This window comes from Acidovorax sp. Leaf191 (assembly GCF_001424425.1).
In the GTDB taxonomy this organism is placed as follows: Bacteria; Pseudomonadota; Gammaproteobacteria; order Burkholderiales; family Burkholderiaceae_C; genus Acidovorax.
Window position 1 is genome coordinate 324568 of the sequence record NZ_LMPT01000001.1, and the last position, 25711, is coordinate 350278.

Below are 25711 nucleotides of genomic sequence, written 5' to 3' on the forward strand. Positions count from 1 at the left end.
AGCAATCCAGCCAGGACTGGATTTTGTTAACCAAATAGTGAACTATTCGGGCATGACCAAAGACACCGAGACCCCCGCCAAGGAGCGCCAGCGGGACGCAGACCGATCGCAGGGCGCGATCTTCAGCGCCGCACGCGACGAGTTCGCCGAGCACGGCCTGGGCGGCGCCCGCATGGACCGCATCGCCGAGCGCGCGGGGCTGAACAAGCGGCTGATCTACTACTACTTCGAAGACAAGGAAAAGCTGTTCCAGGCCGTGCTGGAGCAGGCGTACCTGCACATCCGCGAGGAAGAGCGCAAGCTCAACCTGCTGGAGCTGGCGCCTGCCACGGCCATACGGCGGCTGGTGGAGTTCACCTGGACCTACTACCTGGAGAACCCGCAGTTCCTCACACTGCTCAACAGCGCCAACCTGCACAAGGCGCGGCACCTGCAGGAGTCGCAGCGCGCCCGGGAGATGAACTCGCCGCTGATCGCCACCCTGGCCGAGGTGCTGGAGCGCGGCCGCAGCGACGGCAGTTTTCGCGGCGGGGTGGACCCGCTGCAACTGTACGTGTCGATCGCCGGGCTGTCGTATTTCTATCTGTCCAACAACCACACCCTGTCGGCCATCTTCGGGCGCGACCTCATGGCGCCCAAGGCGTGCAACGAGCGGCTGTCGCACATGTGCGACGTGATTTTGGGGTACGTGCTGCGGGCGTGAGCGTCTGAGCACCAGGGGCGCTGCTGCAGCACTTGTTGCTTGTCAGGCACTAGCCCCTCTCCCCCTTGCGGGAGAGGGGTTGGGGAGAGGGGCCTGATGGAGCGCCGCGCCTGTATCGCCCCCTCTCCCCGGCCCTCTCCCGCGAGGGGAGAGGGAGTGAAGGCAGGGCTTCGGGCGTGCTGAGGCCGTCGGCCGTGGCGGCTCCCCTACCGTGACTGAAACACGCACCGCGGACACGCGGCACCGTCGTCGCACACCCTGGCTTATCCCCTCTCCCCTCGCGGACACCGCCGCCATCCGCGCCCCTGCCCCATCCCCTCTCCCCGGCCCTCTCCCGCGAGGGGAGAGGGAGTGAAGAGAACGCAAGTGGCGCCTTCAAGGTCCCGCCACCACCTCCCAAAATCCCCAACCGACAAACCGCGAGCCGGGTAAACCCCTAAATCCACCGTGTCGAACCGCGTTGACGTGCAAGGCATGTTCCTGAAAAATGCACTCTATTCACCAATCAGTGAATTAAAGAGCAAGTCCAAGCCTGCCAACGGAGACAAATCCATGCCCATCACCCGCACCACCCGCCGCGCTGCGGCCACCGCCCTGGCGGCGGTCGCGCTCACCACCTTGTCCTTGGGCGCCCTGGCGCAAGGCAGCTACCCGACCAAGCCGGTGCGCGTGATCGTGCCGTTCGCGGCGGGCAGCACCACCGACATCATTGCGCGCGCCATTGCCGACAAGATGGGCCAGAGCATGGGCCAGACGCTGGTGGTGGACAACCGGGGCGGTGCCAGCGGCACCATCGGCCAGCAGGCCGTGGCCACGGCCGCGCCGGACGGCTACACGGTGATGATCCATTCGTCGTCGCACACGGTGAGCCCTTCGACGTTTGCCAAGCTGCCGTTCGACACGGTGGGCGACTTTGCGGGCGTGACGCCGATCTCGTCGCTGCCCAACGCGCTCGTGATCTCGCCCGCCAAGGGCATCAAGACGCTGCAGGACCTGGTCGCCACGGCCAAGGCCAAGCCCGGCACGGTGAACTTCGCATCGGCCGGCCAGGGCAGCGCCACGCATTTGAACGCCGAGAAGTTCAAGCTGGCCGCGAAGATCGACGCGCAGAACATCCCCTTCAAGGGCTCGGCCGAGGCGGTGACCGAGGTGCTGTCGGGCCGCGTGGACTACTACTTCTCGCCCATCGCCCCCGTCATCGGCCAGATCAAGGATGGCCAGCTGCTGGCGCTGGCCGTGGGCTCGCCCAAGCGCGCCGCCGCCCTGCCCGATGTGCCCACCACGGCCGAGGCCGGCGTGCCCGGCTCGGAGTTCAACTTCTGGATCGGGATGATGGTGCCCGCCAAGACGCCGCGCGACATCGTCAACCGCCTGCACGACGAGGTGGTCAAGGCGCTGGCCACGCCCGAGGTGAAGGAGCGCTTCCTGAAGCTCGGCGCCGATGCCTGGACGCTCAAGCCCGAGCAGTTCGACGCCTACATCAAGGACGAGATCAAGAGCAACGCCACGCTCGTCAAGGCGGCCGGTCTACAACCCACCCAGTAATCCCCCGCGCGCAGCACTGCAACGCCCGCCCCTGCCACGGGGTGGTCAGGCCGCGCCTTTGCCCCTTCTTTTTTGCAACCTTTGAACTGTACGAACGGACCCACACCATGGCCACCCAACGACTCGGACTCATCATGCACGGCGTCACCGGCCGCATGGGCATGAACCAGCACTTGATCCGCTCCATCTGCGCCATCCGCGCGCAGGGCGGTGTGGTGCTGTCCAACGGCAACCGCGTGATGCCCGACCCCATCCTCATCGGCCGCAATGCCGAGAAGATGGAGGCCCTGGCCAAGGCCCATGGCATCGCGCGCTGGGGTACCGACCTGGACGCCGCCCTGGCCAACCCCGAGGACACGGTGTTCTTCGACGCCGGCACCACGCAGATGCGCCCCACCCTGCTGGCCAAGGCGATCCGCGCGGGCAAGCATGTGTACTGCGAAAAGCCGATTGCCACCAACCTGAACGAGGCGGTGGAGATCGCACGCCTGGCGTCGGGCTCGGGCCTCAAGCACGGCGCGGTGCAGGACAAGCTCTTTCTGCCCGGCCTGCGCAAGCTCGACATGCTGCGCCGCGCGGGCTTCTTCGGCCGCATGCTGAGCGTGCGCCTGGAGTTCGGCTACTGGGTCTTCGAAGGCGACCTGCAGCCCATCCAGCGCCCGAGCTGGAACTATCGCAGCGAAGACGGCGGCGGCATGATCCTGGACATGATGTGCCACTGGCGCTACGTGCTGGACAACCTGTTCGGCGAGGTCAAGTCGGTGTCTTGCATTGGTGCCACGCACATCCCCACCCGCTGGGACGAGGCCGGCCAGCCGTACCAGGCCACGGCCGACGACGCGGCCTATGCCACCTGCGAATTGACCGGCCACAACGGCGAGCCGGTGATCGCGCAGCTGAACATGAGCTGGGCCACGCGCGTGCGGCGCGACGACCTGGTGACCTTCCACGTGGACGGCACCGATGGCTCGGCCGTCGCGGGCCTGTCGAGCTGCCGCGCGCAGAGCCGCGTTGCCACGCCGCGCCCGGTGTGGAACCCCGACGAGAAGCAGACCATGAACTTCTTCGACCAGTGGCAGGAGATTCCGGACTCGCAGGTCTACGACAACGGCTTCAAGATCCAGTGGGAGCACTTCATCCGCCACGTGGTGGAAGACGCACCGTACCGCTGGACCCTGCCCGAAGGCGCCAAGGGCGTGCAGCTGGTCGAAGCCGCGCTGGAAAGCTGGAAGGAACGCCGCTGGGTGGACGTGGCGCCACTGCAGGCGTGACGGCTATCGAAGGCAAACACTATCAATTTAATAGCTGCTAGCGCTTACCCACCAAGCGGCAGACAGCATTTTGACTTCAATCCGCGAGCACACCATGGCCTTTAGCCTCCCCTTGCCCACGGCCGATGGCCGCATCAGCCCCTACACCCTGCAAGGCCGCCCGCCGGTCGTGCCGCAGCAGGGCGCGGCGTTCAACCGCATTGCCTACTCGGCCGCCCACGTGGTGGCCAACCCGCTGGCCGCGATCGACCCGTGGCTGCAGTGCGCAGTGGACTGGGACGCGACGATTGCCTACCGCCAGCGCCTGTGGTCGCTGGGCCTGGGCGTGGCCGAGGCCATGGACACCGCGCAGCGCGGCATGGGGCTGGACTGGCCGACGTCGCTGGAGCTGATCCGCCGCTCGCTGGACGCGGCGCGCGACTTCGGCCCCGGCGCGCTGGTGGCCTCGGGCTGCGGCACGGACCACCTGGTGCTCGACGAGGTCAAGTCCGTGGACGACGTGATCCGCGGCTACGAGGAGCAGATGGAAGCCATCGAGAAGCTGGGCGGCAAGCTCATCGTGATGGCCAGCCGGGCGCTGGCCCGCGTGGCGCAGAGCCCCGCCGACTACGAGCGTGTGTACGACCGCATCCTCTCGCAGGCACAGCAGCCCGTCGTGCTGCACTGGCTGGGCGACATGTTCGACCCGGCGCTCGCGGGCTACTGGGGCTCGCGCGACGTGGATGCGGCCATGGACACCGCCCTGGCCGTGATCGCCGCGCACCCGGACAAGGTCGACGGCATCAAGATCTCGCTGCTCGACAAGGACAAGGAAGTCGCCATGCGCCGCCGCCTGCCCGCCACCGGCGGCACCGACGGCCAGGGCGTGCGCATGTACACCGGCGACGATTTCAACTACGCGGAACTCATCGCCGGCGACGGCGCGGGCGGCACGCCGCGCCAGGGCCAGAGCGATGCGCTGCTGGGCATCTTCGACGCCATCGCACCGGCCGCCAGCGCGGCGCTGGCCGCCCTGGCCGCGGGCGACACGGCGCGCTTTCACGCGGTCTTGGGACCCACCGTGCCGCTGTCGCGCCACATCTTCGCGGCGCCCACGCGGTTCTACAAAACCGGCGTGGTCTTCATGGCCTGGCTCAACGGGCACCAGAGCCACTTCACCATGGTGGGCGGGCAGCAGAGCACGCGATCGCTGGTGCACTTTGCCGAGCTGTTCCGGCTGGCCGACCAGGCCGACCTGCTGGAGCAGCCCGAACTGGCGGTGCAGCGCATGGGCCATCTGCTGGCATTGCACGGCGTGAGCGCCTGACCACCATGCGCGATTTCACCCAAGACCACCGCTGGCTCTCCATCAACACCGCCACCGTGCGCAAGCAGCAGGGTGCGGAAGTGCCGCTCGCACACATCATCGACCAGTGCGCGGAGCGCGGCATCCGCGCCATCAGCCCCTGGCGCGACCAGGTGGCGGCGGCCGGGCTCGATGCCACCGCGCGCCAACTGCGCGCCCACGGCATGGAGCTGTCGGGCTACTGCCGCGGGGGGTTCTTTCCGGCGGCCGACGCGGCCGGCCTGCGCGCCGCGCTCGACGACAACTACCGCGCCATCGACGAGGCCAGGACGCTCAACGCCGCCTGCCTGGTGCTGGTGGTGGGCGCCCTGCCCGGTGCGCTCGATGGCACGCCGCACTACACCGACATCGCCCGCGCGCGCAGCGAGGTGGTCGACGGCATCGCCGCATCCTTGGAGTACGCGCGCCAGGTGGGCATGCCCCTGGCCATCGAGCCGCTGCACCCCATGCAGGCGGCCGACCGCGCCTGCATCAACACGCTGGAGCACGCGCTGGACATCTGCGATGCGCTCGACCCGCTCACCACCGGCGCGAATGGACAAGCGCGGCCAGCCGCGCTGGGCGTGGCGCTGGACGTGTACCACGTGTGGTGGGACCCCAAGCTGCAGCAGCAGATCGCACGCGCCGGCAAGGAGCGCCTGCTGGCCTTTCACGTCTGCGACTGGCGCCTGCCCACGCGCGATTTGCTCAGTGACCGGGGGATGATGGGCGACGGCGTGATCGAGCTTAAGAAGATCCGCCAGTGGGTGGAGGCTGCGGGCTTTGCGGGCTATGCCGAGGTGGAGATTTTCTCGGCGCTGGACTGGTGGCAGCGCACGGGCGAGGAGACGCTGGACACCTGCATCGAGCGGCACCGCAGCGTGGTCTGACCCGTCAACGCAGGCGATGCGATCGCCGCGATCGCCGACATCACCCGGGCATGGCATAGCACGGCGATGGCGTGCACCACCGCGGCACGGGGCCGCGTCAGTCGCGGGGTGGTACGCGCATGCCTTGCAGCACCTGGCGCGTCGAGGCTTCCACACGCTCTGCGCTGGACTGCAGTTGCGGGCCCTCCTCCACCAGGCGCTTGACGACGTCCAGCAGGCTGTCGAGTTCGATGGGCTTGACCAGGAAGGCGTCGTAGCCCTGGAAGACACGCCGCACCACGTCCTCGCTGGTGCCGCTCATGAACACGAACGGGATCTGGCCCAGGGCAGCATCCTGCTTCAGCACCGCACCGAACTCGCCGCCGTTCATGATGGGCATCATGAAATCGGACAGGATCAGCGCGGGGTGCTCACCGGTTTGCAGTATGTCCAGCGCATGCTTGCCATTGGACGCCACGGCGACGCGGTAGCCCTCCGCCTCCAGCAGGAGCTGCAGCACTTCGGCGTTTCCATATTCGTCCTCGACTATCAGAACAAGTTTCATCGAGACGATCTTTCATTTAAACAGCGGAGGCCTCACCGGCCTTGGAGAATGAAACGAACAGGTCGACCGTCGACTGTGTGGCCCCGCCACCGCCACCGCGCACCTTGCCGATCGTGAGCACACGCTGGTCCACCTTTCTGTCGCGCGTGGGCCCCGTCTCGAACGTGAACACGTTGTCGAACCAGCCCGTCACACCATCGGCCAGCGGCGTTCCTGCAGCGACGGCCAGCGCATCGGGGTCGACCGTGAACAGCGATGTCACACCGCGCTGCCTCAACTCGATCAGCAGGCGGCCGAGGAACCGGTAGCCACGCTCCGGAAACGCCAGGGTGTCCGCCAGCCCGGCAACCCCATCCACGACCAGCCGCCGGATCTTCAGCTCATCGACCAACCGCAGCAGTTTGTGGCCCATCTCGTCCATCGACTCGTCTTCGTGTCCCAGGTTCCTGATCGACAGGGCCCCGGAGGTGACCGCGGCCTCGATGCCGAGCCCCAGTTCCGAGCCGAGCTGGCGCAGGTCGCTGCCCAGTTCCGTGCACGAAAGCACCAAGCCTGGCGCGTCGGGTGTGGAGCAGGCGGCAAAGGCCAGAGCCAATGTGGTTTTTCCTGTGCCAGTTTGCCCTATCACCGCTGACGCACTGCCGGTCAGGATGCCGCGGCCGTGTAGGACGCCGTCGAGCGCGGGCATGCCGGTGGAGATGGCGGTCTTGCCCAGCCTGGCGTGGGTGCCGGTCAGCGGCAGGCTCTCCAATCGCGGAAAGAACTGCAGGCCCTGCGTGGAGATGCAGAACGTGTGCTGCCCGCGGATGATCTGGCTGCCGCGGAACTTGCGCACCTGCATGCGTCGCTCGGCGCGCCAGTGAAAGCCGTGGTCCTCGAACGAGAAGATCCCGTCCACCATGGTCTGCTCCGCGCTCAGCGCGTTGCCGTTGCCGCTGGTGAGGACCAGGCTGGTGCAGGACATGGCGCTGACCAGGCTTTGCAGCTCGTGCACGAACTGGCGCACCGAGTCGTTGGTCATGGTCTCCAGGCTGTTGACCACCAGCCCGTCGATGACGAGCAGCGATGCCCGGTGGCGCATCAGCTCGGCGCGCAGCAGTTCGACGACGGACTTGAGGCCGCCCTGCTCCAGCTCGCGGTAGCCGCTCACGTAGAACACGGTGGCGCTGACTTCCTGCTGGTCGAAGAAGATCTGCTGCTCCATGTGCTGCAGCATGCGCGCATGGGATTCGGCCAGCATGGTGACGTACAGCGTGCGGATCTCGCGCCGGGCCAGCGTGTAGGCGATCTGGTTGGCCAGCGTGGTCTTGCCGACCCCGGGCGGGCCCTCGAAGATGTACACGCCGCCCTCGAACAGACCGCCGTTGAGGATCTCGTCCAAACCTTCCACAAGGGTGGGCAATCGTTTCATTCTTATTGGCGTGACAGGAGGTGGTGGAGAACAGACCCGCGCCACCGCACGCCGGCGGCGCGCGGGACCGGGGTACCGGAAATGCCGATTCTAGGACGGCACGCGGCCTGCGAAACGCGCGCAGAGCGCCCGCCACCGGCGCGCCGCACAGCCGCCGCAAGACGCCCAATCACCATGGCATCCATGGGGTAATCGGTCGAGGGACGGCATAATTACGAATCAGTCTCATCACCAATCCCACTCGCATCTTCGCACCCATGGCCACCAGCGCAGTCTCCCGCCTGAACATCGTTTCGCGCATCGCAGCGGGGGTGCTGGGCGGGTATGCCTTCACCTGGGGCTTCATCGCGCTGGCCATCGGCCTGCTGTTCGCGGCCCGCATGGAGTTCCACGACGCCGAGGCGCTGGGCTACATCGTGGGTTTCATCGTCTTTCTGGTGGCCTTTGTGTGGGCCTTTGCGGCGGCGAGCGTGAAGCGCGTGTGGCTGGTGCTGGCCGGCGGCGGCGCGGTGATGACGGGTGCTGCCTGGCTGGTGCAGCGCGCCATCCTGTGATCTGCACGCCCTGAGGAGATAGGTCCCATGTTTCAAAATTTCCGGCTCACCATGGCCTGGCTGCACACCTGGTTCGGCCTGGTGCTGGGCTTCGTGCTGATGGTCGTTTTCTTCTTCGGCTCGCTGTCGGTGTTCGACCGCGAGATCGACCGCTGGGCGATTCCTGCGACGCGGTTCGAACCGCAGCCGATGCCCTCGTTCGACAAGGTCCTGAAGCCGGTGTTCCAGGACATGAAGCCCGATGCGGCCAACGTGGAGGCGGCCAAGAGCCGCGTGAACGGGCCCATCGCGCAGAGCTTTCCGGTCATCAACACCTGGAGCGCCTACACCACCCACCGCGACCCGGTGCTGGGCCTGTTTGCGGGCTACGAGCTGCCCAACGCCAAGGACCCCGAAGACACCGTCTGGGGCAGCCGCACCATCGACCCGCGCTCGGGCGCGGCGCTGCCCGATGACCACCTCAAGATCGGCAGCCAGTTCTTCTACCCGCTGCACTACAGCCTGAACCTGAACTGGAAGAACCTGGGCACCTGGGTCGTGGGGTTCGCAGCGCTGATGATGCTGGTGGCCCTGGTCAGCGGCGTGGTGATGCACCGCAAGATCTTCCGCGAGCTGTTCACCTTCCGCCCGAAAAAGCACACGCAGCGCAGCGCGCTCGACCTGCACAACCTCACGGGCGTGGTGGCGCTGCCGTTTCACTTCATCTTCGCGTTCTCGGGGCTGGTGATCTTTGGCGGGACCTACTTTCCCATCACGCACACGCAGCTGCACCCGCTGCACGAGCTGCATGAAAAACACGAGGCCGCCGAGACCGGCCTGCCCCACGACCGCGCGGGCGTGCCCGGCACGCTGGCCTCCGTGGACACCATGGTCACCGAAGCCCAGCGCCGGTGGGCCGCGCAGGGCATGGCGGGCGACGTGGGCTTTCTGGTGGTGCGGCACGTGGGCGATGCCAATGCGTACGTGAGCATCTACCGCGCGGGCACCGACCGCATCGCGCTGGTGGGCAACGGCATCCACTTCAAGGGCAGCACCGGCGACGTGCTGCGCGAGGACCCGCCCCAGACCGCGGTGGCCAGCGTCAACACCTTCCTCACCGGCCTGCACCTGCAGCACTTTCGCCACTGGCTGCTGCGCTGGCTGTATGTGCTGGGCGGCCTGTCGGGCTGCGTGTGCATTGCCACCGGCTTCATCTTCTTCGTGGAAAAGCGCAAGCGCCAGCACGCCAAGCAGGGCGTGACCGGTGCGCGCTGGGTGGATGCGTTTGCGGTGTCCACCGTGACGGGCATCGTCATCGCAGCGCTGACCATGCTCATCGGCAACCGCCTGCTGCCGACAGACCTCGCCGGGCGCGGAGACTGGGAACAAGCCATCTTCTGGGGCGCCTGGGCCCTGGCGTTTGCGCACGGCATCTGGCGCACCGCCCCCGTCGCCAGCGCCCGCATGGCACCGGCCTGGGCCGAGCAGTGCTGGGCCATCGCCGTGCTGGGCGTGGCCGCGGTGCTGCTCAACTGGGTGACCACCGGCGACCACCTGCTGCGCACCATCGGCAACGGCTACTGGCCGGTGGCCGGTGTGGACCTGGCCATCCTGGCCAGCAGCGCCATCGCCGTGCTCGCCGCGCGCAAGCTCCATCGCCGCGCTCAGGGTCAGTTGACCCCCTCTGGCACAGATGCAGGCGCCGCCGCTGCGCTGGAGACCGCCCGTGCCTGACGCCCTGCTGCTGACCGCCGCCGTGGCGGTCAATGTGATCAGCCTCGGATGGCTGGCCTTGTCGATGGACGCGCACTGGGAGCAGGTGCGCGGCACCGAGCCCCTGCAGCGCCACACCGTGCGCACCCTGCGCTGGATGGGCGCCACCGGCCTGCTCGTGGCCCTGGCCCTGTGCCTGGCCGTGGACCACGCATCGATGGCGTCGCTGGTATGGTTCATGGCGCTCGCGGGCGCGGCGCTCACCATCGCGTTCACGCTGTCGTGGCGGCCCCGCGTGCTGGGGGTGCTGATTGCCTGGGTGCGCCGCAGTCCCGCTGGCGTGGCCAGGTAACCGCCGTCACCCACAGATTGCTCGCTGAACTCAGGGCTTGATGGTGCAACGTTTGCGCACCGGCTTCGACAAGCTCAGCCCGAACGGGTTGTGAAATATCGGGAGGCGTGGCTGCCCAAGCCCGATTCCGCCACGCCCTCAAACACCGGCGCGCCCCCAACGCCAGTGCACCCGTGGAACCGGCTTCGCCGGGCCACTGGGTGCGTCCCCCTGAGGGGGAAGCCGCGCAGCGGCTCAGGGGGCTTCAGGCCTTGCCCATGTAGTCCCGCTTGCCCAGCTCCACGCCGTTGTGGCGGGCCAGCGCATAGGCGGTAGTCACGTGGAAGAAGAACTGCGGCAGGCCGTAGTGCAGCAGGTACTGCTCGCCCACAAACTGCTTTTCCTTCGGCGTGCCGGCCTGCAGGATGATGGTGCGCGTGGCGGCATCGGCAAAGGCCTCCACGGGCAGGCTCGCGATGAAGGCGAGCACGGTGTCGATGCGCTGGTTCAGATCAGCAAAACCGGGGCGGTCCGCGTCCGGGTACGAGGGCACGTCCACACCCGCCAGCCGCGCCGCCACGCCCTTGGCGAAGTCGCAGGCGATCAGCACCTGGCGCGCCAGGGGAAACATGTCCGGGAACAGCCGCGCCTGCAGCAGGGCGTCGGGCTCGATCTTGCGGGCCGTGGCGTGGGCCTCGGTCTTGGCCAGGATGTCTTTGAGCGAGTTCAGCATCTGGCGAAGGACCGGGACGCTGGCGTTGTACAGGGGAGAGGTCATGGCAGGGTTTCTGGTCTGGGGATGGAGTCAAGCACAGGGAAAGAATGGTCAGTGCCCGGCGGCTGGGTTGTTCGTTGCCTGCCGGGACCGGAGCGCATTGCAGCACATCGGCGCACTCCGTGCTGGCACCCTGCCTTTTTCTGCGCGCCGGCCCGGCCGCGTCAGGCCAGGCGCTGGCGCAGCTGGATCACGTTGCCTTCGGGGTCATGGCCATCGCAGGCCCGAAAGCCCCGGGCCTCCCATTCCTTGCCTGCAGGCGCTATCTGCCCGCCCAGCTCCGCAGCCCGCAGCCGGGCCTGGGCGAGGTCCGGCACGGCGAAGAACAGCTTGATGGGGGTCTCCTCGCGCACCACGGGCGGCTGCGTGATGGTGATGGTCCGGGCGATCCGCTTCGGAATGGCGTGGACCACGATCTGCACCGCGCCCGACTCCAGCACGATGTGGTCGCTCTCGGCATGCACCACGGTCAGGCCGCACAGCTGCTCGTAGAACGCAGCGAGCCGCTGAATATCCTTGGCAAAAACGACGGCGCCGGACGGGGGCATGGTGGACACGGTGGATCTCCTGGCAGTGGGATGGACAGGCCGATGAATGAAAGAGGCCGCCGCCATTCTCATCGAGATCCACCCCCTGGGCCCCGTGGCAGGCTGCCGCCCTGCCCGGCCCCGCTCAGGCCGCGGCTGGCGCCAGCGTCCTGCGCACCCGGCGCACATTGAACGCGCTGGCGATCAGCACGCCCTGCACCACGGCCAGCCCCAGCAGCACTGCCGTGAAGCGGCCCTGGTCGAGCAGGACGCCGAACAGCAGCGGCGACAGCGCCTGGCCGATGTCGAGGCCCGAGTACACGATGCCGTAGACACGGCCGGTGGAGCCCTCGGGCGTGGAGCGCTTGACCAGCAGGTCGCGCGACGGGCCGGCGATGCCCGCGCAAAAGCCCATCACGCCGAACAGCACGGGCACCAGCACGCCGGGCGGGTGCGCCAGGGCCAGTGCCACGGCCACGCAGGCCGCCAGGCCGAAACCGATACCCACGATGCGCTCGCAGCGGGTGGGGTCGGCCGCCAGAAAGCCGCCCAGCACCATGCCGCCCGCGCTGGCCACCATGTAGACCGTGAGGCACATCGCCGCCAGCGCCACGGGCACGGCGTGCAGCTGGCGCGCGGCCTCGGGGGCGAAGGCCTGCACCACGTTCAGCGCCACGGCGTAGAAGAAGAAGAACGCAAAGCACATCCACACGGCCGGGATGCGCAGGAACGCGAAGTTGCCGCCCTGCCCCGCCGCACCCGTGGCGGCGGACTTGGCCGCAGGGCTCGGCGCAGGCAGGGGTGGCAGCGCCAGGTGGCGGCGGCTGACCAGCAGCACCAGCAGCACCGAGAACGCCAGCACGCCCGCGCACACCAGCGCCACGCGCCACGAGGTGGCGATGGCGATCGGCACCAGCATGGCGGGCGCAAGCGCCCAGCCCAGGCTGCCGGTGATGCCGTGCACGCTGTAGGCATGGCCCAGGCGCGGCGCGCTCACCCGGCGGTTGAGCAGCGTGTAGTCCACCGGGTGGAACACGCCGTTGCCGATGCCTGCCAGCACCGAAAAGCCCGCCAGCATGGCGTAGCTGGTGCTGGCCGCAAAACCGAAGGCCGCCACGCCCAGCAACGCCAGGCCGCCGAACAGGATGGGCCGGGGCCCGAAGCGGTCCACCACGAAGCCCGAGCCCGCCTGCACCGCGCACGAGACCACGAAGAAGATGGTCATGAGAAAACCCAGCTCGGTGTAGCCGACCTGGAACGCGTCTTTCAGCCACGGGAACAGCGGGGCGAGCAGCAGCTGGCTGTAGTGGCTGATGAGGTGGGCGATGCCGACCAGCCCGATGACGCTGGCGTCAGCGCGCAACGGGATGGGGGCAGGCGGAAGGCTGGTGGCGTTTGCGGTGGTCATGGGGGCATCGTAGTATTGGGCCCCGGTTTCTGGAATGCGACGGAACGACAGCTTTCGGCGAATTTGCGCCAAACCGTCCAAACCGTCGGTCTGCGGCAGACCGCCAGCGCAAAACACCGCTTTTTTTGCCAACCCCGCCATGGCCCGCACCAGCCAAGCCGCTCCGCTTGGAGACATCGACCCGTTCACCCCCACGCCCGAGAGCCCCGTGCGGGTGCGGGCGCGCGACATGCCGGCCGACATGCACTTCGAGCCCCACCGCCACGCGTGGGGACAACTGGCCTACTGCGCCAGCGGCGTGATCCAGGTGAGCGTGCACGCCGCGGCCGCCGCCACGGCGTACATCGTGCCGCCCTCGCGCGCGGTGTGGATCGCCCCCGGCGCGCTGCATGCGGTGGCGGTGCTGGAGGCCGCGGCCTTTCGCACGCTGTACATCGACCCCAGCGTGGTGCCGGCCGTGGGCGCCCACTGCCGCGTGATGGCGGTGACGCCGCTGCTGCGCGAGCTGGTGTCCGCGCTGGACCCGGTGGGCGGCCCGCCGCCCGGCCCCGCGCGCATGGCGGCCCTGACCGGTCTGGTGCTCGATGAGATCGGCCACGCCGAAAGCCTGGCCCTGGGCGTGCCCCTGCCCGGGCCGGGCAGCGACAAGCGCCTGCGTGCGCTGTGCCAGGCCGTGCTGGACGCGCCGGGCCGCTACGCCACGCTGCACGACTGGGCGGCCGACAGCGGCGCCAGCGAGCGCACGCTGGCGCGCCTGTTCCGCGCGCAGTTCAGCATGGGTTTTGCGCAGTGGCGCCGCCAGGCGGTGCTGGCCCACGCCCTGCCCCGCCTGGCGCGCGGCGAGCCCGTGGCCCAGGTGGCGGCGGCCAGTGGCTACGCGAGCGACAGCGCGTTTTCGGCGATGTTCAAGACGGCCATGGGGCAGCCGCCAAGCTCTTTCATCGGCAAAAGCACTGCCTAGCGCGCTCTCGGCAAGCGCAAACAGCTATTGATTTCATAGCAAAGATTGGGAGTACGTTGTGCCTCCCCGTGGTGCCGGCGGCGCGCCAGCCGCAGACTCCGCTCAGCGGGGCGCGCCCGTTTGCTGCGCCAGCTCCATGGCGAACCGGCCGTGGCCCACGGACCAGTCGGAATAGTCGTTCTCGTGCATGAAGATGAACACATCGGCCGGGGCCACGCCCGCCATCGACTGCAGGTTGCGCGCAACGGCGGCATACAGGGCGCGCTTCATCGCATCGCTGCGCCCGCGCCGCAGGGTGATCTCCACCACCACCACGCGGTCGGAGCGGGCCACGCCGTTGAAGGTGCGGCTGCAGGCGAAGTCGCCTGGCGCATAGCCGGCCACCACGTTGAACAGTTCGTCCGGCGGCATGCCGATGCTGTCCACCAGTGCCTGGTGGATACCTTGCACGATGGCTTCGCGCGTGGCGGCGGGGGTGTCTTGCGGAACGTTGGTACGGATGAAGGGCATGAAGTGCTTCCTGTATGTTCTTCAATATCAAATAATCGGAGTTCGGTGGGTCGGGGCAGTCACACGCCTTTCAGGCCGCCACCGCACCAGCCGGCGGCCATTCTTGCCATCCGCCTCTTCCATGAAAAGCGATGATTTCTCCACCCATGCGTGCCATAAACTCACATAGATGAGCCACCACCGCCTGCCCCCGCTGAGCGCTCTGCGCGCCTTCGAAGCCGCTGCCCGCCTGGGCCGCATGACCGCTGCGGCCGATGAGCTGTCGGTCACGCCCGGCGCGGTGAGCCGCCAGGTGCGCCAGCTCGAGCAGCACCTGGGCGTGCCGCTGTTCGACGGCAGCAAGGCCCGGCCCACGCTCACCCCGGCGGCGCGCGTGCTGCAGCCCGTGCTGACCACGGCGTTCGCGCACATCGCCGACGCCGTGCGCGAGGTCAGCGACGGCAGCCGCGGCCCGGTGGACGTCGCCTGCTTCAGCACCCTCACCGTCAAGTGGCTGATCCCGCGGCTGTTCGACTTCCAGGCGCGGCACCCCGGCATCGAGGTGCGCCTGCGCACCGGCCCCGGAGCCGACCCCACGCACTGCGACGTGGCCATCACCGCCGAAGCCTGCGACCACTCGGGGAACGCCCCGGAGTACGGGGGTGAGCCAGGCACCGGCACCGCCCCGCCGCGCCTGTTTGCCGAACACCTCGGCCCGGTGCTGAGCCCCGCGCTGGCACAGCGCCTGACCCTGCGCCAACCCGCCGACATGGCCACCCCGGCCCTGCCGCCGCTCATGCTGCACACCCGCACGCGGCGCAATGCCTGGGCCATGTGGGCCGCAGCCTCCGGCGCGCCGCTGCCCACGGCGGGCCCCACGGCGCCCGAGTTCGAGCACTACTACTTCACCCTGGAAGCCGCCGTGCGCGGCCTGGGCGTGGCCGTGGCGCCCTGGCACCTGGTGATGGACGACGTGCAGGCCGGCCGGCTGGTGGCACCGCTGGGCTTCGTGGCCTCGGGCTACGACTACGTGCTGCGGCGCCGCGCGGGCACCCACCCGCGGCTCGACGCGTTCTGCGCCTGGCTCCTGGCGCAGGCCGCGGCCCAGGCGATACCCCCAGGCCCGCACGCAGGCTGAGTTGGTTCTACGATGGGCCTTCCTGCGTCCCTTGCATCCAACCCGCACCCGCCCAGCGCGCCCGCCATGACCGATTCCGCCATCCACAGCTACGAACCCCGCCAGGGCCACGGCCTGCCGCACGACCCGTTCAACGCCATCGTGGGGCCGCGCCCCATCGGCTGGATCTCCACGCAGAGCGCGGCGGGCGCCACCAACCTGGCGCCCTACAGTTTTTTCAACGCGTTCAACTACGTGCCGCCCATCGTGGGCTTTGCGAGCATCGGCTTCAAGGACACGGTGCGCAATGTGCAGGAGACCGGCGAGTTCGTGTGGAACCTGGCCACGCGCGACCTGGCCGAGGCCATGAACCAGAGCTGCGCCAACGCGCCGCCCGAGGTCAGCGAGTTCACCCTTGCGGGCCTCACGCCGCGGCCGTCCGCGCAGGTGCGCCCGCCGCGCGTGGCCGAGAGCCCCGTGGCCTTCGAATGCCGCAGCACGCAGATCCTGCAGCTGCAGGGCGCCGATGGGGTGCAGGTGCCCACCTGGCTGGTGCTGGGCGAGGTGGTGGTGGTGCACATCGACCAGCGGCTGCTCAAGGACGGTGTGTACGACACCGCCAACGCCGGCCACATCCTGCGCGCCGGGGGCCCGGCCGACTACTTCACGGTGGGGCCGGAGCAGCTGTTCAAGATGTACCGGCCGCGCTGAGCAGGAGCGCCGGGGCTACGGCGACTCCAGCGGCAGCGTGACGCGCACCTCGAACCACGGGATCTGCGCCCAGTCGCTGCGGCGCGTGACCAGGGTGTCGCCGGCAGCCATCTCCACGATGTACGCCTCGGCCGGCCCCGGCAGGCTGCCGGCGCCCTCGCGGCCGCGGCGGTTGCGGGGCTCCCAGCCGCAGCACACGAAGTGCAGGCGCGCCATGCCGGTGCGGCGCACGAGGTAGCGCTCCACGGCGGCGGCCTGGGCGCCCGGCACGCGGTAGGTGGCGACCAGGGCGCGCAGTTGGTGAAAGTGGTCTTCGGTGCATCCCGTCCATTGCAGGCCCGGCGGCTTGTGCCGCTGCGCGGCCAGGAAATCACCGCACGCGGGAGCAGGCACCGTCTGGCCGACAGCGTCGGGTGCGAGCAGGGCCAGCGCAAGGCTCAGACACAAGGCAGCGGTGCGCGCCATGGCTGGTCAGCGCCCCAGGGGCCCGCACAGCCCGGCGGCCGGGGTGCGTGCCCATTGCTCGGTCCAGGCCCAGACCTGCTGCACCCCGTCGGCGGCCCCATCGGCAGTGCGGCGCTGCAGGCCGTGGTCGGCGCCGGCAAGGCTGCGCGCGCAGTACGGCACGGTGCGCACCGCGGCCAGCCCGGCAAAACGTTCGTAGGCCGCAGCAGGCACCAGCGCATCGTCGGCGCCCCACACCTGCAGCAGCGGCCAGGGACTGCGCACCAGCGGCAGCGTGAGCGGCCAGCTCCACAGGTCGCGCCAGTAGCCCAGGCTGCGGCCCTGCGCCACGGCGGTGTCGGGCTGGCGGCTGGCCACCCTGCGGGCCAGTGCGTCCCAGTCCGCCTGCGCGCCCAGGCGCTGCGCCTGCAGCGTGCCCGCCTCCTGCGGGTCGAGCCCACTGGCCGACAGCAGCACCAGGCCCGCCAATTGCGGCACTTCGGGCGCCAGGGCGGGCAAGAGCTCGGCCCCTTCGGAGATGCCGACCAGCAACTGGGGCAGCGCGGGCCCGCCTTTCCGCGCGCGCTGCTGCGCATCGGCCTGCAGGGCAGCGCGTGCATGCGCGAGCCAGGCGGACAGGCGGTCGTGCAGCACAAAGTCCCGCGCGCAATCGCCCGGGGCCGTGCGTGCCTGCGGGTCCACACCGGGCTTGTGCAGCACCAGCACCTGCGCGTGCAGCAGACCGGCGAAGTAGCGCTCGGCGATCGGACCCATGCCCGCGCAGCCGGAGCCCGGGATGACGATCACGCGGTAACGTAACGGCGCGGTGCGCGCGTCGCGCGTGAGGACCTGCAGCGTCGTGGCCCCGTCCGCACCTGGCAGCGACCGGCGCACGAAGTGCTCGCCCTGCGCTGCAGCCACTGCAGCAGCGTCGGCGTCATCGGCAGAAGCGGGTTCATACCCGCCCGCCATGGTCTCGGACACTGCCGGTGCATCAACCTGCGCCGGCCCCGCGCACCCGGTCAGCAGCCCCGCCACACCACCCAGCGCCATGCAAAAGGCCAGCGCAAGGCTGGCCCGGGGCCGCAGCGATGCGGCGAACGAACGAAAGGAAAGGGTTCGGAGCGGTGGTTGCCGGGCGTGGTGCACACCGAAGTCTGGCATGGCCGCAATGTCCTCAGAAATGCCGTCAAACACTATGGCACAGCGCCCCGCACTGGCACGCCCCAGGCCAGTGCCACCGTGGAACTGGCTTCGCCAGGCCACGGGTGGCGCCCCCTCCCTTGGGAGAAGCGGCAAAGCCGCTCAGGGGGTCACTTCAAGATGATGACTTGCTCAGGCTGCTGCTGCTGCGGCACGGGCATGGGCTGGCCGCCCTGCTGGTACACCGGTGCCGGGCGCACGCCGCGCGCCAGGTGGGCGTCGGTGTAGCCCAGTTGCATGGCCATCTGCTGGTACACGTCCTGCGCCAGCGACAGCGAGGTCTCGCGGATCACCTTGGCACGGTTGGGCGGGGCGATGTCGCCACGGATCGACAGGATCTTGGTGTCGTTGCCCTCGCCCTGGGCGGAGAACGCAGCCTTGATCTCGTACGTCTTGGTGTTGATCAGCGAGAAGTCCGCCAGGAGTTGCAGGCCGTACTGGCGCGTGGCACTGGTGGTGCCCTGCAGGGGCGAGAGCGCGTCGGTGAAGTCGATGCTCGACACCACGCCGAACAGCACGTAGTCGGCGCCGTTGAACTCGCCCTTCTTGATGCGGCTGATCACGTCGTTGACCTGGGGCTGTACCTGCGGCGTGGCCATCTTGCCGCCCTGCACCTGGTTGAGCACCTGCTCGGCCTTGGAGGGCTGGGGCTTGCCTGCGTCGAAGCCCTTGCCCTGGATCAGGCGGAAGTAGGTGCCCTGCAGGATGGCGCCCTTGATGTCGTTGGTGTAGCCGCCCAGTTCGCGCTGCTCGATGTAGCTGTAGCGGCCGGCTACGTAGGTGCCGCTGGCCTGCTCGGACGCCTGCATGGACTGCTGGCCCGAGTACGAGCCCGAGCCGCCGTACATGCCGTGGCTGTGGCCGCCGCCGTGGCTGGCCTGCGCGCTCATCTGGCTGCTGCGCTGGTAGGTGCCGGCCAGGAAGTACTCGGACACGCGCTGGGCGTAGGCCAGGTCGGTCACGGCGATCTTGGGCGCCGCGCCGGGCTGCTGCGCCAGGGCGGTGCCGCCCCAGGCCATGGTGGTGGCGGCGATCACGGCCAGGGCCGTGTGCAAAGTGGTTCTGCGTTGCATGGTGTGCTCCTTGTGAGCGTCTTCAATGATTCATTCGGACGGCGCCGGAGGGACCCCACGCCGCATGAAGTGAGCGCGCCGCCCGCCAGCGCCACCGTGGAACTGGCTCCGCCAGGCCACGGGTGGCGTCCCCCTCGGGGGAAGGCGCGCAGCGACTCAGGGGGGCTTCTTACCTTTTGCTTGTTTTGCGAATCTCTTTTTCGTCCTGCCATTCGATCGTGCCTTCCTGCACGTCAAACAGCTTCAGCGTGAACTTGTAGTACACGTCCTTGGTGGCGTTGTTCTGCTTGACGATGCTGGTCAGCTCGCCTTCCATGGTGTATTTGGCCGCCGTCATCTGGCCGACCTTGGCGGTGGTGCCCTGCTTGTACAGGCCGCTCTGGTTCTGGCGCTGCAGCTCGTCCACGCCCTGCTGCATCTCGTTGATGGAGCGCACGAAGCGCACCTTGCCCGACTTGACCAGCGCGGTCTGGATCGAGCTCATCACGTTGGTGGTGTCGATGTATTCGCTGGTCTTGTTCTTCACGGTGGAGATCGTCACCGTGGGGCGGCCCTGGAAGATGCCGGTTTCCAGCAGGCCGCCGGTCATCTTCTCGGCAATCATCTGCAGGTCGGTGGAGCCGAACTCGTTGGTCACCAGCTCGACCGCCTTGGCGTCGCCGTAGTTGACCTGGCGGTCAAAACGCACGGTGGGCGAAGACAGGTTCTGGCAGGCCGACAGGGCCAGGGTGCTGGCGGCGAAGGCCAGGACGAGCGCAGTGCGCTGAATGGTGTTGATGCTCATGGTGTTGATTCCTTAGTGATACATAGCGCTTTGCGCTGACTGCAACGCTTGAAACTGGCGTGCCCCGAGCGCGGGTAGCCGCGCAAGGGCCGCCCCGCCGCGCTGGCTGCGTCCCCCTCCCACGCGAAGCGTGAGAGAGGGGGAAGTCGCGCAGCGACTCAGGGGGTGTGTCATGTCAGCGCGGCTCGACGTTCATCTCTAGGCGCAGGTCGACCGCTGCGGCGGTAGGGGCCACGCTTTTCACGGTCTGCTGGCCCAGGCCGAGCACGCTCATCTGCTTCCAGGATTCGCCGTCGCCCACCTGGTTGCCGACGTTGTCCAGCCACTTGAAGCGGTAGAACACGGTGCGGTCGGTGCGGCCCATGTTGGCCATGTCGGCCTGCACCACCAGAATGTCGTTCTTGCGCACGATGCGCATTTCGCGCACGGCGATACTGTTGGCTTCGCCGCGCAGGGCGACCTTGGAGGCCACGGCAAGCGGGGTGGCCGGGTCGTGCAGCTGGGCGCTGGCCGCGGTGGCCAGGGTCAGGGTGAGCGCCGCGCACGCGATGGCAGGTGCTGCGGCAGCAAGGGCGATACGGGTTCTCATGCCAGAGGCTCCTTGGATATGGGACATGGTGGTTTTCAGTTCTTCGCGGCAGGCGCGGGCTTGGTCGAGGTGGACTTGACCGCCGACTTGGGCACCTGGCGGGCGCGGTTGTTGGTGGTGGTCGTCGTGGTGGTGCGGGTCGTGACGGCAGGCTCTGCAGCGGGCTGCGATGCAGCGGCCACAGTGGGCAACTGGCCCAGCATGGCCACGTCGCCGGTCAGCACGCTGTTGTCGTACATGCGCAGGGGCACCAGGGCGTACTGGCCGTCGATCTTGATGGGCTGGGGCAGTGCGCGGCCGTTCACCGTCACCACGTGCTCGCCCGGAGGCAGGTAGCCGCGGGCCACGTACACGCGGCCGGGCAGCATGCGCCACATGCGGTCGTCCGCCTGCTCGGTGGCCACCGAGGCGGCTGCGCCGATCAGGCCGCCGACCAGGCCGCCGCGCTTTTGCAGCTCGTTTTGCAGCACGCCCTTGGCCACCGCGCGGGTGAAGCCACGCAGCACCATGCCGGGCATTTCGTCCTTGAGCGCACGGCGGGCCATCACGTTCACATCCACCACTTTTTCCAGCTTGAGGTTGGTGCCGGCGGCCGAGATCGTGGTGAGCAGCGCGTCCTTGGAGGGCTCGATCACCGGGTAGGAGATGCTGGCCGTGACCAGGCCCCGGCCCGTGGGAACGGGCAGCGTGAACGCCTTGGGCTTGCGGGCGGGCGCGTCACCGGCTTCGACGATGAAGAGCACGTCCGTCATGCGCTGGCGGCGCTTCCAGGTGAAGCCGGTGCGCGTGTCCAGGCCGCGCAGGCCTTCTTCGAGCACGCCGGTTTCGGGCTTGAGTTCGATGGCCTTGCGGTAGCCAGGTGCTGCCAGGCCGGGCTCGTTGAGCATTTCGTACAGGAAACCCGCGAGGTAGTGGCTCAGTGCGTTGGAGTAGCCGTTCTTGAGCGCCAGCACTTCGGGGTCGTTGAGCGTCTCGACGGGGTAGCCGTTGAGCTCCTTGCCGCCCGAGGTCGCGCCCTTGGACTTGGCTTCTTCTTCGGCCGCCAGGGTCTCCTTGGCGCGGAACTCGGCAATGATGGCTTCGCGCTCGTGCGTGCGCTTGATGTCCACGCGGGCGTTCTCGAAGTCGCCCACGGCCATGCGGTTCAGGGCCAGGCGCGTGGTGACCCACACCTTTTCATAGTCCTGGCCTTCGTAGACCTTCAGGCGTTCGCTGATCAGCGCGGCGCCCACGGTGCCCATGAGTTTGCTGGGGTTGGTCTTGGCGGTCTCTTCCCATTCCTTGACCTTGGTGTCGGCCAGCAGGAAGGCGTTGGTGCTGTCGGGGTAGCGGCGGTCCATGCGCAACAGCTCGCCACGTTCCATGTTGTAGAGCAGCGCTGTCTTTTCATCCTCGGTCTTGGCCGTGCTTTCCAGCTGCGCGATGGCCGCGGGAATGCCGCCCGTGCGGCCGGCGGCCTGCATGTCGGTGGCGAGCTTGTCGTGGCTCTGCATGGTGGCGCAGCCGGTCAGGGCGGCGCTCAGCGTCAGCACCCACAGCAGGCGTGGGCGAAAACGGGACAGTTGGGTGGTCATGGATGTTCCTAGCAGGACGGTCGGTTGCGCACCAGAAAACCCCGGCACGGCCCGCACGCAGGACGACCCCGCGCCACGATGGCGCCGCCGCAAGCGTGCGCACCGTGACGGCGTTGAAAACAACGGGTGTCTGCAGGGTGGGACGGCCGGATGAGGACGGTGCTGGCGGCACGTGCGCCCCCTCTCGGCGCATGAACGTGCTGCTGGCGACCCCCTCTGGCTGTGAGTTTCTTGGTTGTTTTGTATGGGGTTGTAGCCAGACACGCAATGTAGCAAAAGCTTGTATCTTTTCTGTAACCGACAGTGATCGTGTTGCAACCGCACATATCAAGCCTCCGCACGGTGTAGCGGCATGCGGTAGAGCCACACCACGCGCCCGCCCGGCACGCGCAACTGCACGCTGGGCAGCACGCCGGGCACCGCGAACTCCAGGCTGACCAGCCACGCGCCGGGGGCCAGCTCGGCCTGGGCCTTGGCGGCGGCGCGGGCCATGCTCTCGGGCCGCTGGAACACATACACCATGCGGTAGGGGCTCCAGTCCTCGGCCCACATGTCGGCGCGGCGCACGTAGGCCCAGGGGCAGCGCAGCGCGCACAGCAGGCGCAGGGGCCAGCTCCACTCGATGCCCTCGAGCTGCGCGGCCGGGTAGGCCTGGCGCAGGGCCTTGAGGCCATCGCCCAGCCCGCTGCCGGCATCCAGGATGCGGGCATCGAGCGGCAACGGCGCCTGCGAGGCCAGCGACTTGAGCGCATGCGGGGGCGTGGGGAACACCGGGGCATCGCGCCAGGCATTGAGCGGGTAGACCAGCAGCAGCAAGATCAGCGGCACCAGCCAGGCCCAGGTGGGCAGGCTGGCCGCGCCCAGCAGCGCCAGCGACAGCGGAAACCCCGCGGCAATCAGGCCGCGGCGCCACCAGCTGCCGCCCAGCAGGCTGGCCGCCGTGCCCAGCACACAGGCCACGCCCAGCGCAGCCACGGGTGGCACGGCGGCGCGCTGCAGCGCGACGAAAACCAGCCACGCGCAGGCCCACGCGACCAACGCGGGCAGGGGCCAGGGCATGCGCAGGGACGGCATCGCTGGTGTGTCAAAGGTTGAACAACTGCCGGCGCGCAGCGTGGCCGCGGCGGGCTGCAGCACGCCCCTCAACGCGCCCGGCAGGGCCGCGCAGGGCGGAACGGGGAGCGCCTGTCTCGTTCGCGGGCGCAAAGGCGGCAAGGCCAGGCCCCGGCAGGCCGCAGGGCTTGCCCAAGGACGAACGAAGCGCGAAAGAGAGCATGGTCTGTGGATTCCAGAAGGTGGATCGATCACCCGGCAAACCATCGTGGACTGCAGCACGCACGCCATGTGCGTGGCGGTTCTGAAGCGGCCTGGCCATCGTCCACCCGGGGTGTTGAACGCAGCGCAGTGTAGGCCTCGCACACACGCATTTTGCCTGTGCAAGTTACGTGTGGAAACTGCTTGTGTGCGCTATTTCACGCATCGCACCGGCAAGACGGGGCGCGCCACCCTGCCGCGCCCCTGCCGGGAACCTGCCGGGCCACCGGGCGGTGGCGCATCCGCTCGCCGCAGGGCGCCACCCGCCGCCCGGGCGGGCATCTACTTTACTTATTTTCGCAGCCGATCGATCAGGCCGTTGAGCGCCTCGAGCGAGCCGAACTGGATCGCCAGCTCGCCCATGTCTTCCACGCGGCCGTGGCGCTTGACGCGTTTCTTCACGCGCACCTCCACCTCGGCCATGAGCAGGTCGGACAGCTCTTCTTCCACCCGCTTCAGGTCGCGCGACTTTTCCTTCTGGGGCTTTTGCGGCACCAGGCTGAACTCGGCGCCGATCTTCTTGACCAGGGCCTCGGCCTCGCGCACCGACAGCTTCTTGGCCGCGATCTGGTTGCCGGCCGTGATCTGCGCGGCGCGGTCGAGCGACAGCAGCGCGCGCGCGTGGCCCATGTCGATGTCACCCGCCATCAGCATGGTCTGCACCGGCTCGGCCAGGTTCAAGAGGCGCAGCAGGTTGCTGGCCGCGCTGCGCGAGCGGCCCACCGCCTGTGCGGCCAGCTCGTGCGTGAGGCCGAACTCGCGGACCAGGCGCTGCAGGCCGTGCGCTTCTTCCAGCGGGTTCAGGTCCTCGCGCTGGATGTTCTCGATGAGCGCCATGGCCGCGGCGGACTCGTTGGGCACGTCGCGCACCAGCACCGGCACGGTGTCCAGGCCCGCCAGGCGCGCGGCGCGAAAGCGCCGCTCGCCCGCGATGATTTCGTACTTGCCGGCGTTGTCCCCATCGGCCAGGCGCCGCACCAGGATGGGCTGCATGATGCCCTGGGCCTTGATGGACTCGGCCAGCTCGTACAGCGCGCCTTCGTCCATGCGGGTGCGGGGCTGGTACATGCCCGCCACCATCTCGGTCAGGGGCAGGGTGCTGGGCAGGCCGGCTTCGGCGGCCTGCGCCTGCTCTGCTTTTTCAGCGACTTTGGGGCCCAGCAGGGCTTCGAGGCCGCGGCCGAGGCCCTTGGGTTTCTTGGTGACCATGGGTGAGTTCCGGAAGATGGATGGAAAGAATGGGTGCCGATCAATGCCGCTCAGCGGTCGATGATCACCAGCGTGCCGTGGCTGCCCTCGGCCACCGCGTGCGGGACGCCGGCCGGGACGATGTAGACCTCGCCCGCGCCCACCTGCACGCGCCGGCCCTGCAGGTCCAGGTTCATCTGGCCGTCCAGGACGAGCAGCGCTTCGTCGAAGTCGTGGGTTTCGTCGGGGTAGGCCTGCGCGTCCATGCGCAGCACCTTGACGTTGGCGCCCGCCGCCCGGCCCACGACGGTGGAGCGCCAGGCATGGGGCAAGGTATGGGCGACGGAAGGCAGATGGATCTGGGACATGCGGCAAGGTGGGTCAGCGGGAGGATGTTCGCGAAGGGAATGCGGGGGCCAGGCGGCGCTGTGCGTGCGGCATCAGCCCTTGGGGCGCCCTGCCCCGCGCCCCCGCACCCGCCCGCGCCACAGGCGCAGCCAGATGCCACAGGCCACCACGCACAGCACGGCGGCCAGCACGAACTGGCCCAGCGCCGCCACCACCACGGCGCTGCTGGGCAGCAGCCAGGCCAGCACCGCCTGCAGGGCATCGCCCAGCCAGAAAGGTGTCGCACGCCGCCGGGGCGTTGCAGGGGCGGTGGCTGCGGGCTGCGCAGCGCCCCGGCGCCCGAAGAAGAAGGGCCATCGCATGAACTTCATGCCACCGGCTGCGCCTGCAGCAGTGGTTGCAGCCAGCCATGGCCTTCGTCCCAGTCGGCAAGGCCCGACTCGGCATTGATGTGGCCGCGCTCGCCGTAGTCGACGAACCGGGCGCCCCAGGCCTGCGCCATGCCCTGCGCGCGCTCCAGGCTGCAGTAGGGGTCGTTGCGGCTGCCCACCAGCAAGGCCGGAAACGGCAGCGGCTGGCGCGCGATCGGTGCCCAGCCGTGGATCTGCGCGGCCAGGTCGGGCCGCTCCACATCGCCCGGCGCCACCAGCAATGCGCCGCGCACGCGGTGGGCGTTGGACGAATGCGCCGCCCACCACGCGGTCAGGATGCAGCCCAGGCTGTGCGCCACCAGCACCACGGGGCTGTCGGCATCGACCACGGTCTCCTCCAGCCGGGCCGACCAGTCTCCGCGCAGCGGCCGCATCCAGTCGTGCTGCTCCACGCGGTAGTAGCCGTGCACAGCCTCCCAGCGGCTTTGCCAATGGCCGGGGCCGGAGTTCTGCCAGCCAGGCAAGAGCAAGATGTTGGATGCCTTCATTGCTATTAATTTAGTAGCTGCT

28 protein-coding genes are annotated in these 25711 nt (G+C 68.7%); 11 read left to right on the plus strand and 17 right to left on the minus strand.

The genetic code is table 11. The annotated features are described in order from the left end of the window. Window positions 1-52 precede the first annotated feature (52 nt). The 5 genes from ASG27_RS01415 (at window position 53) to ASG27_RS01435 (ending at window position 5733) form a co-directional block, all read left to right on the plus strand. On the plus strand, window positions 53-703 hold the full coding sequence (locus ASG27_RS01415; RefSeq protein WP_056410542.1) for a TetR family transcriptional regulator: 651 nt from the start codon (window positions 53-55) through the stop codon (window positions 701-703). Between the two features lie 552 nt (window positions 704-1255). Continuing rightward, the gene (locus ASG27_RS01420) at window positions 1256-2248 is read left to right on the plus strand and encodes a tripartite tricarboxylate transporter substrate binding protein (RefSeq protein WP_056410545.1); all 993 of its coding nucleotides are present in this window, start codon (window positions 1256-1258) and stop codon (window positions 2246-2248) included. Between the two features lie 107 nt (window positions 2249-2355). Beyond that, window positions 2356-3519, plus strand: a complete 1164-nt coding sequence (locus tag ASG27_RS01425) for a Gfo/Idh/MocA family protein (protein WP_056410549.1) — start codon at window positions 2356-2358, stop codon at window positions 3517-3519. Between the two features lie 94 nt (window positions 3520-3613). Continuing rightward, complete coding sequence (locus ASG27_RS01430) at window positions 3614-4825, plus strand: dihydrodipicolinate synthase family protein (protein ID WP_056410552.1); 1212 nt, start codon at window positions 3614-3616, stop codon at window positions 4823-4825. 5 nt (window positions 4826-4830) lie between these two features. Continuing rightward, the gene (locus ASG27_RS01435; protein WP_056410554.1) at window positions 4831-5733 is read left to right on the plus strand and encodes a sugar phosphate isomerase/epimerase family protein; all 903 of its coding nucleotides are present in this window, start codon (window positions 4831-4833) and stop codon (window positions 5731-5733) included. A gap of 97 nt (window positions 5734-5830) precedes the next feature. On the opposite strand, the gene ASG27_RS01440 is transcribed toward ASG27_RS01435, so the two are convergent. Together ASG27_RS01440 and ASG27_RS01445 are read right to left on the minus strand one after the other, a co-directional pair. Beyond that, window positions 5831-6277 carry a response regulator gene (locus ASG27_RS01440; RefSeq protein ID WP_056410558.1) on the minus strand — a complete coding sequence of 149 codons (447 nt, stop codon included), beginning with the start codon at window positions 6275-6277 and terminating at the stop codon, window positions 5831-5833. A 16-nt stretch (window positions 6278-6293) separates the two neighbouring features. Continuing rightward, the gene (locus ASG27_RS01445; RefSeq protein ID WP_082485701.1) at window positions 6294-7688 is read right to left on the minus strand and encodes an RAD55 family ATPase; all 1395 of its coding nucleotides are present in this window, start codon (window positions 7686-7688) and stop codon (window positions 6294-6296) included. Between the two features lie 257 nt (window positions 7689-7945). Here ASG27_RS01445 and ASG27_RS01450 point away from each other — a divergent pair, with 257 nt between their 5' ends. Genes ASG27_RS01450 through ASG27_RS01460 form a run of 3 tightly spaced genes read left to right on the plus strand, consistent with a single transcriptional unit; the run spans window position 7946 to window position 10286 of the window. After that, on the plus strand, window positions 7946-8242 hold the full coding sequence (locus tag ASG27_RS01450; RefSeq protein ID WP_056410563.1) for a hypothetical protein: 297 nt from the start codon (window positions 7946-7948) through the stop codon (window positions 8240-8242). 27 nt (window positions 8243-8269) lie between these two features. Beyond that, window positions 8270-9955 (plus strand): PepSY-associated TM helix domain-containing protein, encoded by a 1686-nt coding sequence (locus ASG27_RS01455; protein ID WP_056410565.1) that lies wholly within the window; start codon window positions 8270-8272, stop codon window positions 9953-9955. Continuing rightward, entirely contained in the window at window positions 9948-10286 is a 339-nt protein-coding gene (locus tag ASG27_RS01460) for a DUF3325 domain-containing protein (protein WP_235503861.1), read from the plus strand. Before ASG27_RS01455 ends, ASG27_RS01460 begins: the two co-directional genes overlap by 8 nt. 244 nt (window positions 10287-10530) lie before the next feature. On the opposite strand, the gene ASG27_RS01465 is transcribed toward ASG27_RS01460, so the two are convergent. The 3 genes from ASG27_RS01465 to ASG27_RS01475 form a co-directional block, all read right to left on the minus strand. Then, entirely contained in the window at window positions 10531-11043 is a 513-nt protein-coding gene (locus ASG27_RS01465) for a DUF1993 domain-containing protein (protein ID WP_056166591.1), read from the minus strand. Window positions 11044-11204: 161 nt separating this feature from the next. Next, entirely contained in the window at window positions 11205-11588 is a 384-nt protein-coding gene (locus tag ASG27_RS01470) for a VOC family protein (protein WP_056410568.1), read from the minus strand. Window positions 11589-11712: 124 nt separating this feature from the next. After that, window positions 11713-12975: an MFS transporter gene (locus ASG27_RS01475; RefSeq protein ID WP_056410571.1), complete on the minus strand. Its 1263-nt coding sequence runs from the start codon at window positions 12973-12975 to the stop codon at window positions 11713-11715. A gap of 139 nt (window positions 12976-13114) precedes the next feature. Here ASG27_RS01475 and ASG27_RS01480 point away from each other — a divergent pair, with 139 nt between their 5' ends. Then, entirely contained in the window at window positions 13115-13936 is an 822-nt protein-coding gene (locus ASG27_RS01480; protein ID WP_056410577.1) for an AraC family transcriptional regulator, read from the plus strand. Between the two features lie 102 nt (window positions 13937-14038). Here the strand turns inward: ASG27_RS01480 and ASG27_RS01485 are convergent, their stop codons facing one another. Beyond that, window positions 14039-14446 (minus strand): tautomerase family protein, encoded by a 408-nt coding sequence (locus ASG27_RS01485; RefSeq protein ID WP_056410581.1) that lies wholly within the window; start codon window positions 14444-14446, stop codon window positions 14039-14041. Window positions 14447-14615: 169 nt separating this feature from the next. On the opposite strand from ASG27_RS01485, the gene ASG27_RS01490 reads away from it, so the two are divergent. After that, window positions 14616-15563: a LysR substrate-binding domain-containing protein gene (locus ASG27_RS01490; RefSeq protein WP_056410584.1), complete on the plus strand. Its 948-nt coding sequence runs from the start codon at window positions 14616-14618 to the stop codon at window positions 15561-15563. Window positions 15564-15629: 66 nt separating this feature from the next. Further along, window positions 15630-16253, plus strand: a complete 624-nt coding sequence (locus ASG27_RS01495) for a flavin reductase family protein (protein WP_200912361.1) — start codon at window positions 15630-15632, stop codon at window positions 16251-16253. A gap of 15 nt (window positions 16254-16268) precedes the next feature. Here the strand turns inward: ASG27_RS01495 and ASG27_RS01500 are convergent, their stop codons facing one another. The 11 genes from ASG27_RS01500 to ASG27_RS01550 form a co-directional block, all read right to left on the minus strand. After that, window positions 16269-16718, minus strand: coding sequence for a DUF4952 domain-containing protein (locus tag ASG27_RS01500; RefSeq protein ID WP_056410589.1), 450 nt, complete (start codon window positions 16716-16718; stop codon window positions 16269-16271). A 6-nt stretch (window positions 16719-16724) separates the two neighbouring features. Further along, window positions 16725-17861 (minus strand): alpha/beta hydrolase, encoded by a 1137-nt coding sequence (locus tag ASG27_RS01505; protein ID WP_235503862.1) that lies wholly within the window; start codon window positions 17859-17861, stop codon window positions 16725-16727. Between the two features lie 149 nt (window positions 17862-18010). Further along, the gene (locus ASG27_RS01510) at window positions 18011-18973 is read right to left on the minus strand and encodes a hypothetical protein (protein WP_056410592.1); all 963 of its coding nucleotides are present in this window, start codon (window positions 18971-18973) and stop codon (window positions 18011-18013) included. 169 nt (window positions 18974-19142) lie between these two features. Then, window positions 19143-19757 carry a penicillin-binding protein activator LpoB gene (gene lpoB, locus ASG27_RS01515; protein ID WP_056410595.1) on the minus strand — a complete coding sequence of 205 codons (615 nt, stop codon included), beginning with the start codon at window positions 19755-19757 and terminating at the stop codon, window positions 19143-19145. Window positions 19758-19932: 175 nt separating this feature from the next. Next, complete coding sequence (locus tag ASG27_RS01520; RefSeq protein WP_056171663.1) at window positions 19933-20346, minus strand: YcfL family protein; 414 nt, start codon at window positions 20344-20346, stop codon at window positions 19933-19935. A gap of 35 nt (window positions 20347-20381) precedes the next feature. Then, window positions 20382-21920, minus strand: a complete 1539-nt coding sequence (locus ASG27_RS01525; RefSeq protein WP_056410598.1) for a COG3014 family protein — start codon at window positions 21918-21920, stop codon at window positions 20382-20384. Window positions 21921-22247: 327 nt separating this feature from the next. Beyond that, complete coding sequence (locus tag ASG27_RS01530; RefSeq protein WP_056410600.1) at window positions 22248-22994, minus strand: hypothetical protein; 747 nt, start codon at window positions 22992-22994, stop codon at window positions 22248-22250. Window positions 22995-23525: 531 nt separating this feature from the next. After that, the gene (locus tag ASG27_RS01535) at window positions 23526-24443 is read right to left on the minus strand and encodes a ParB/RepB/Spo0J family partition protein (protein ID WP_056410603.1); all 918 of its coding nucleotides are present in this window, start codon (window positions 24441-24443) and stop codon (window positions 23526-23528) included. Window positions 24444-24493: 50 nt separating this feature from the next. Further along, entirely contained in the window at window positions 24494-24790 is a 297-nt protein-coding gene (locus tag ASG27_RS01540) for a cupin domain-containing protein (RefSeq protein WP_056410606.1), read from the minus strand. Window positions 24791-24862: 72 nt separating this feature from the next. Next, window positions 24863-25141 carry a hypothetical protein gene (locus tag ASG27_RS01545; RefSeq protein ID WP_200912362.1) on the minus strand — a complete coding sequence of 93 codons (279 nt, stop codon included), beginning with the start codon at window positions 25139-25141 and terminating at the stop codon, window positions 24863-24865. After that, window positions 25138-25689 carry an RBBP9/YdeN family alpha/beta hydrolase gene (locus ASG27_RS01550; RefSeq protein ID WP_056410609.1) on the minus strand — a complete coding sequence of 184 codons (552 nt, stop codon included), beginning with the start codon at window positions 25687-25689 and terminating at the stop codon, window positions 25138-25140. Before ASG27_RS01550 ends, ASG27_RS01545 begins: the two co-directional genes overlap by 4 nt. Window positions 25690-25711: the final 22 nt, after the last annotated feature.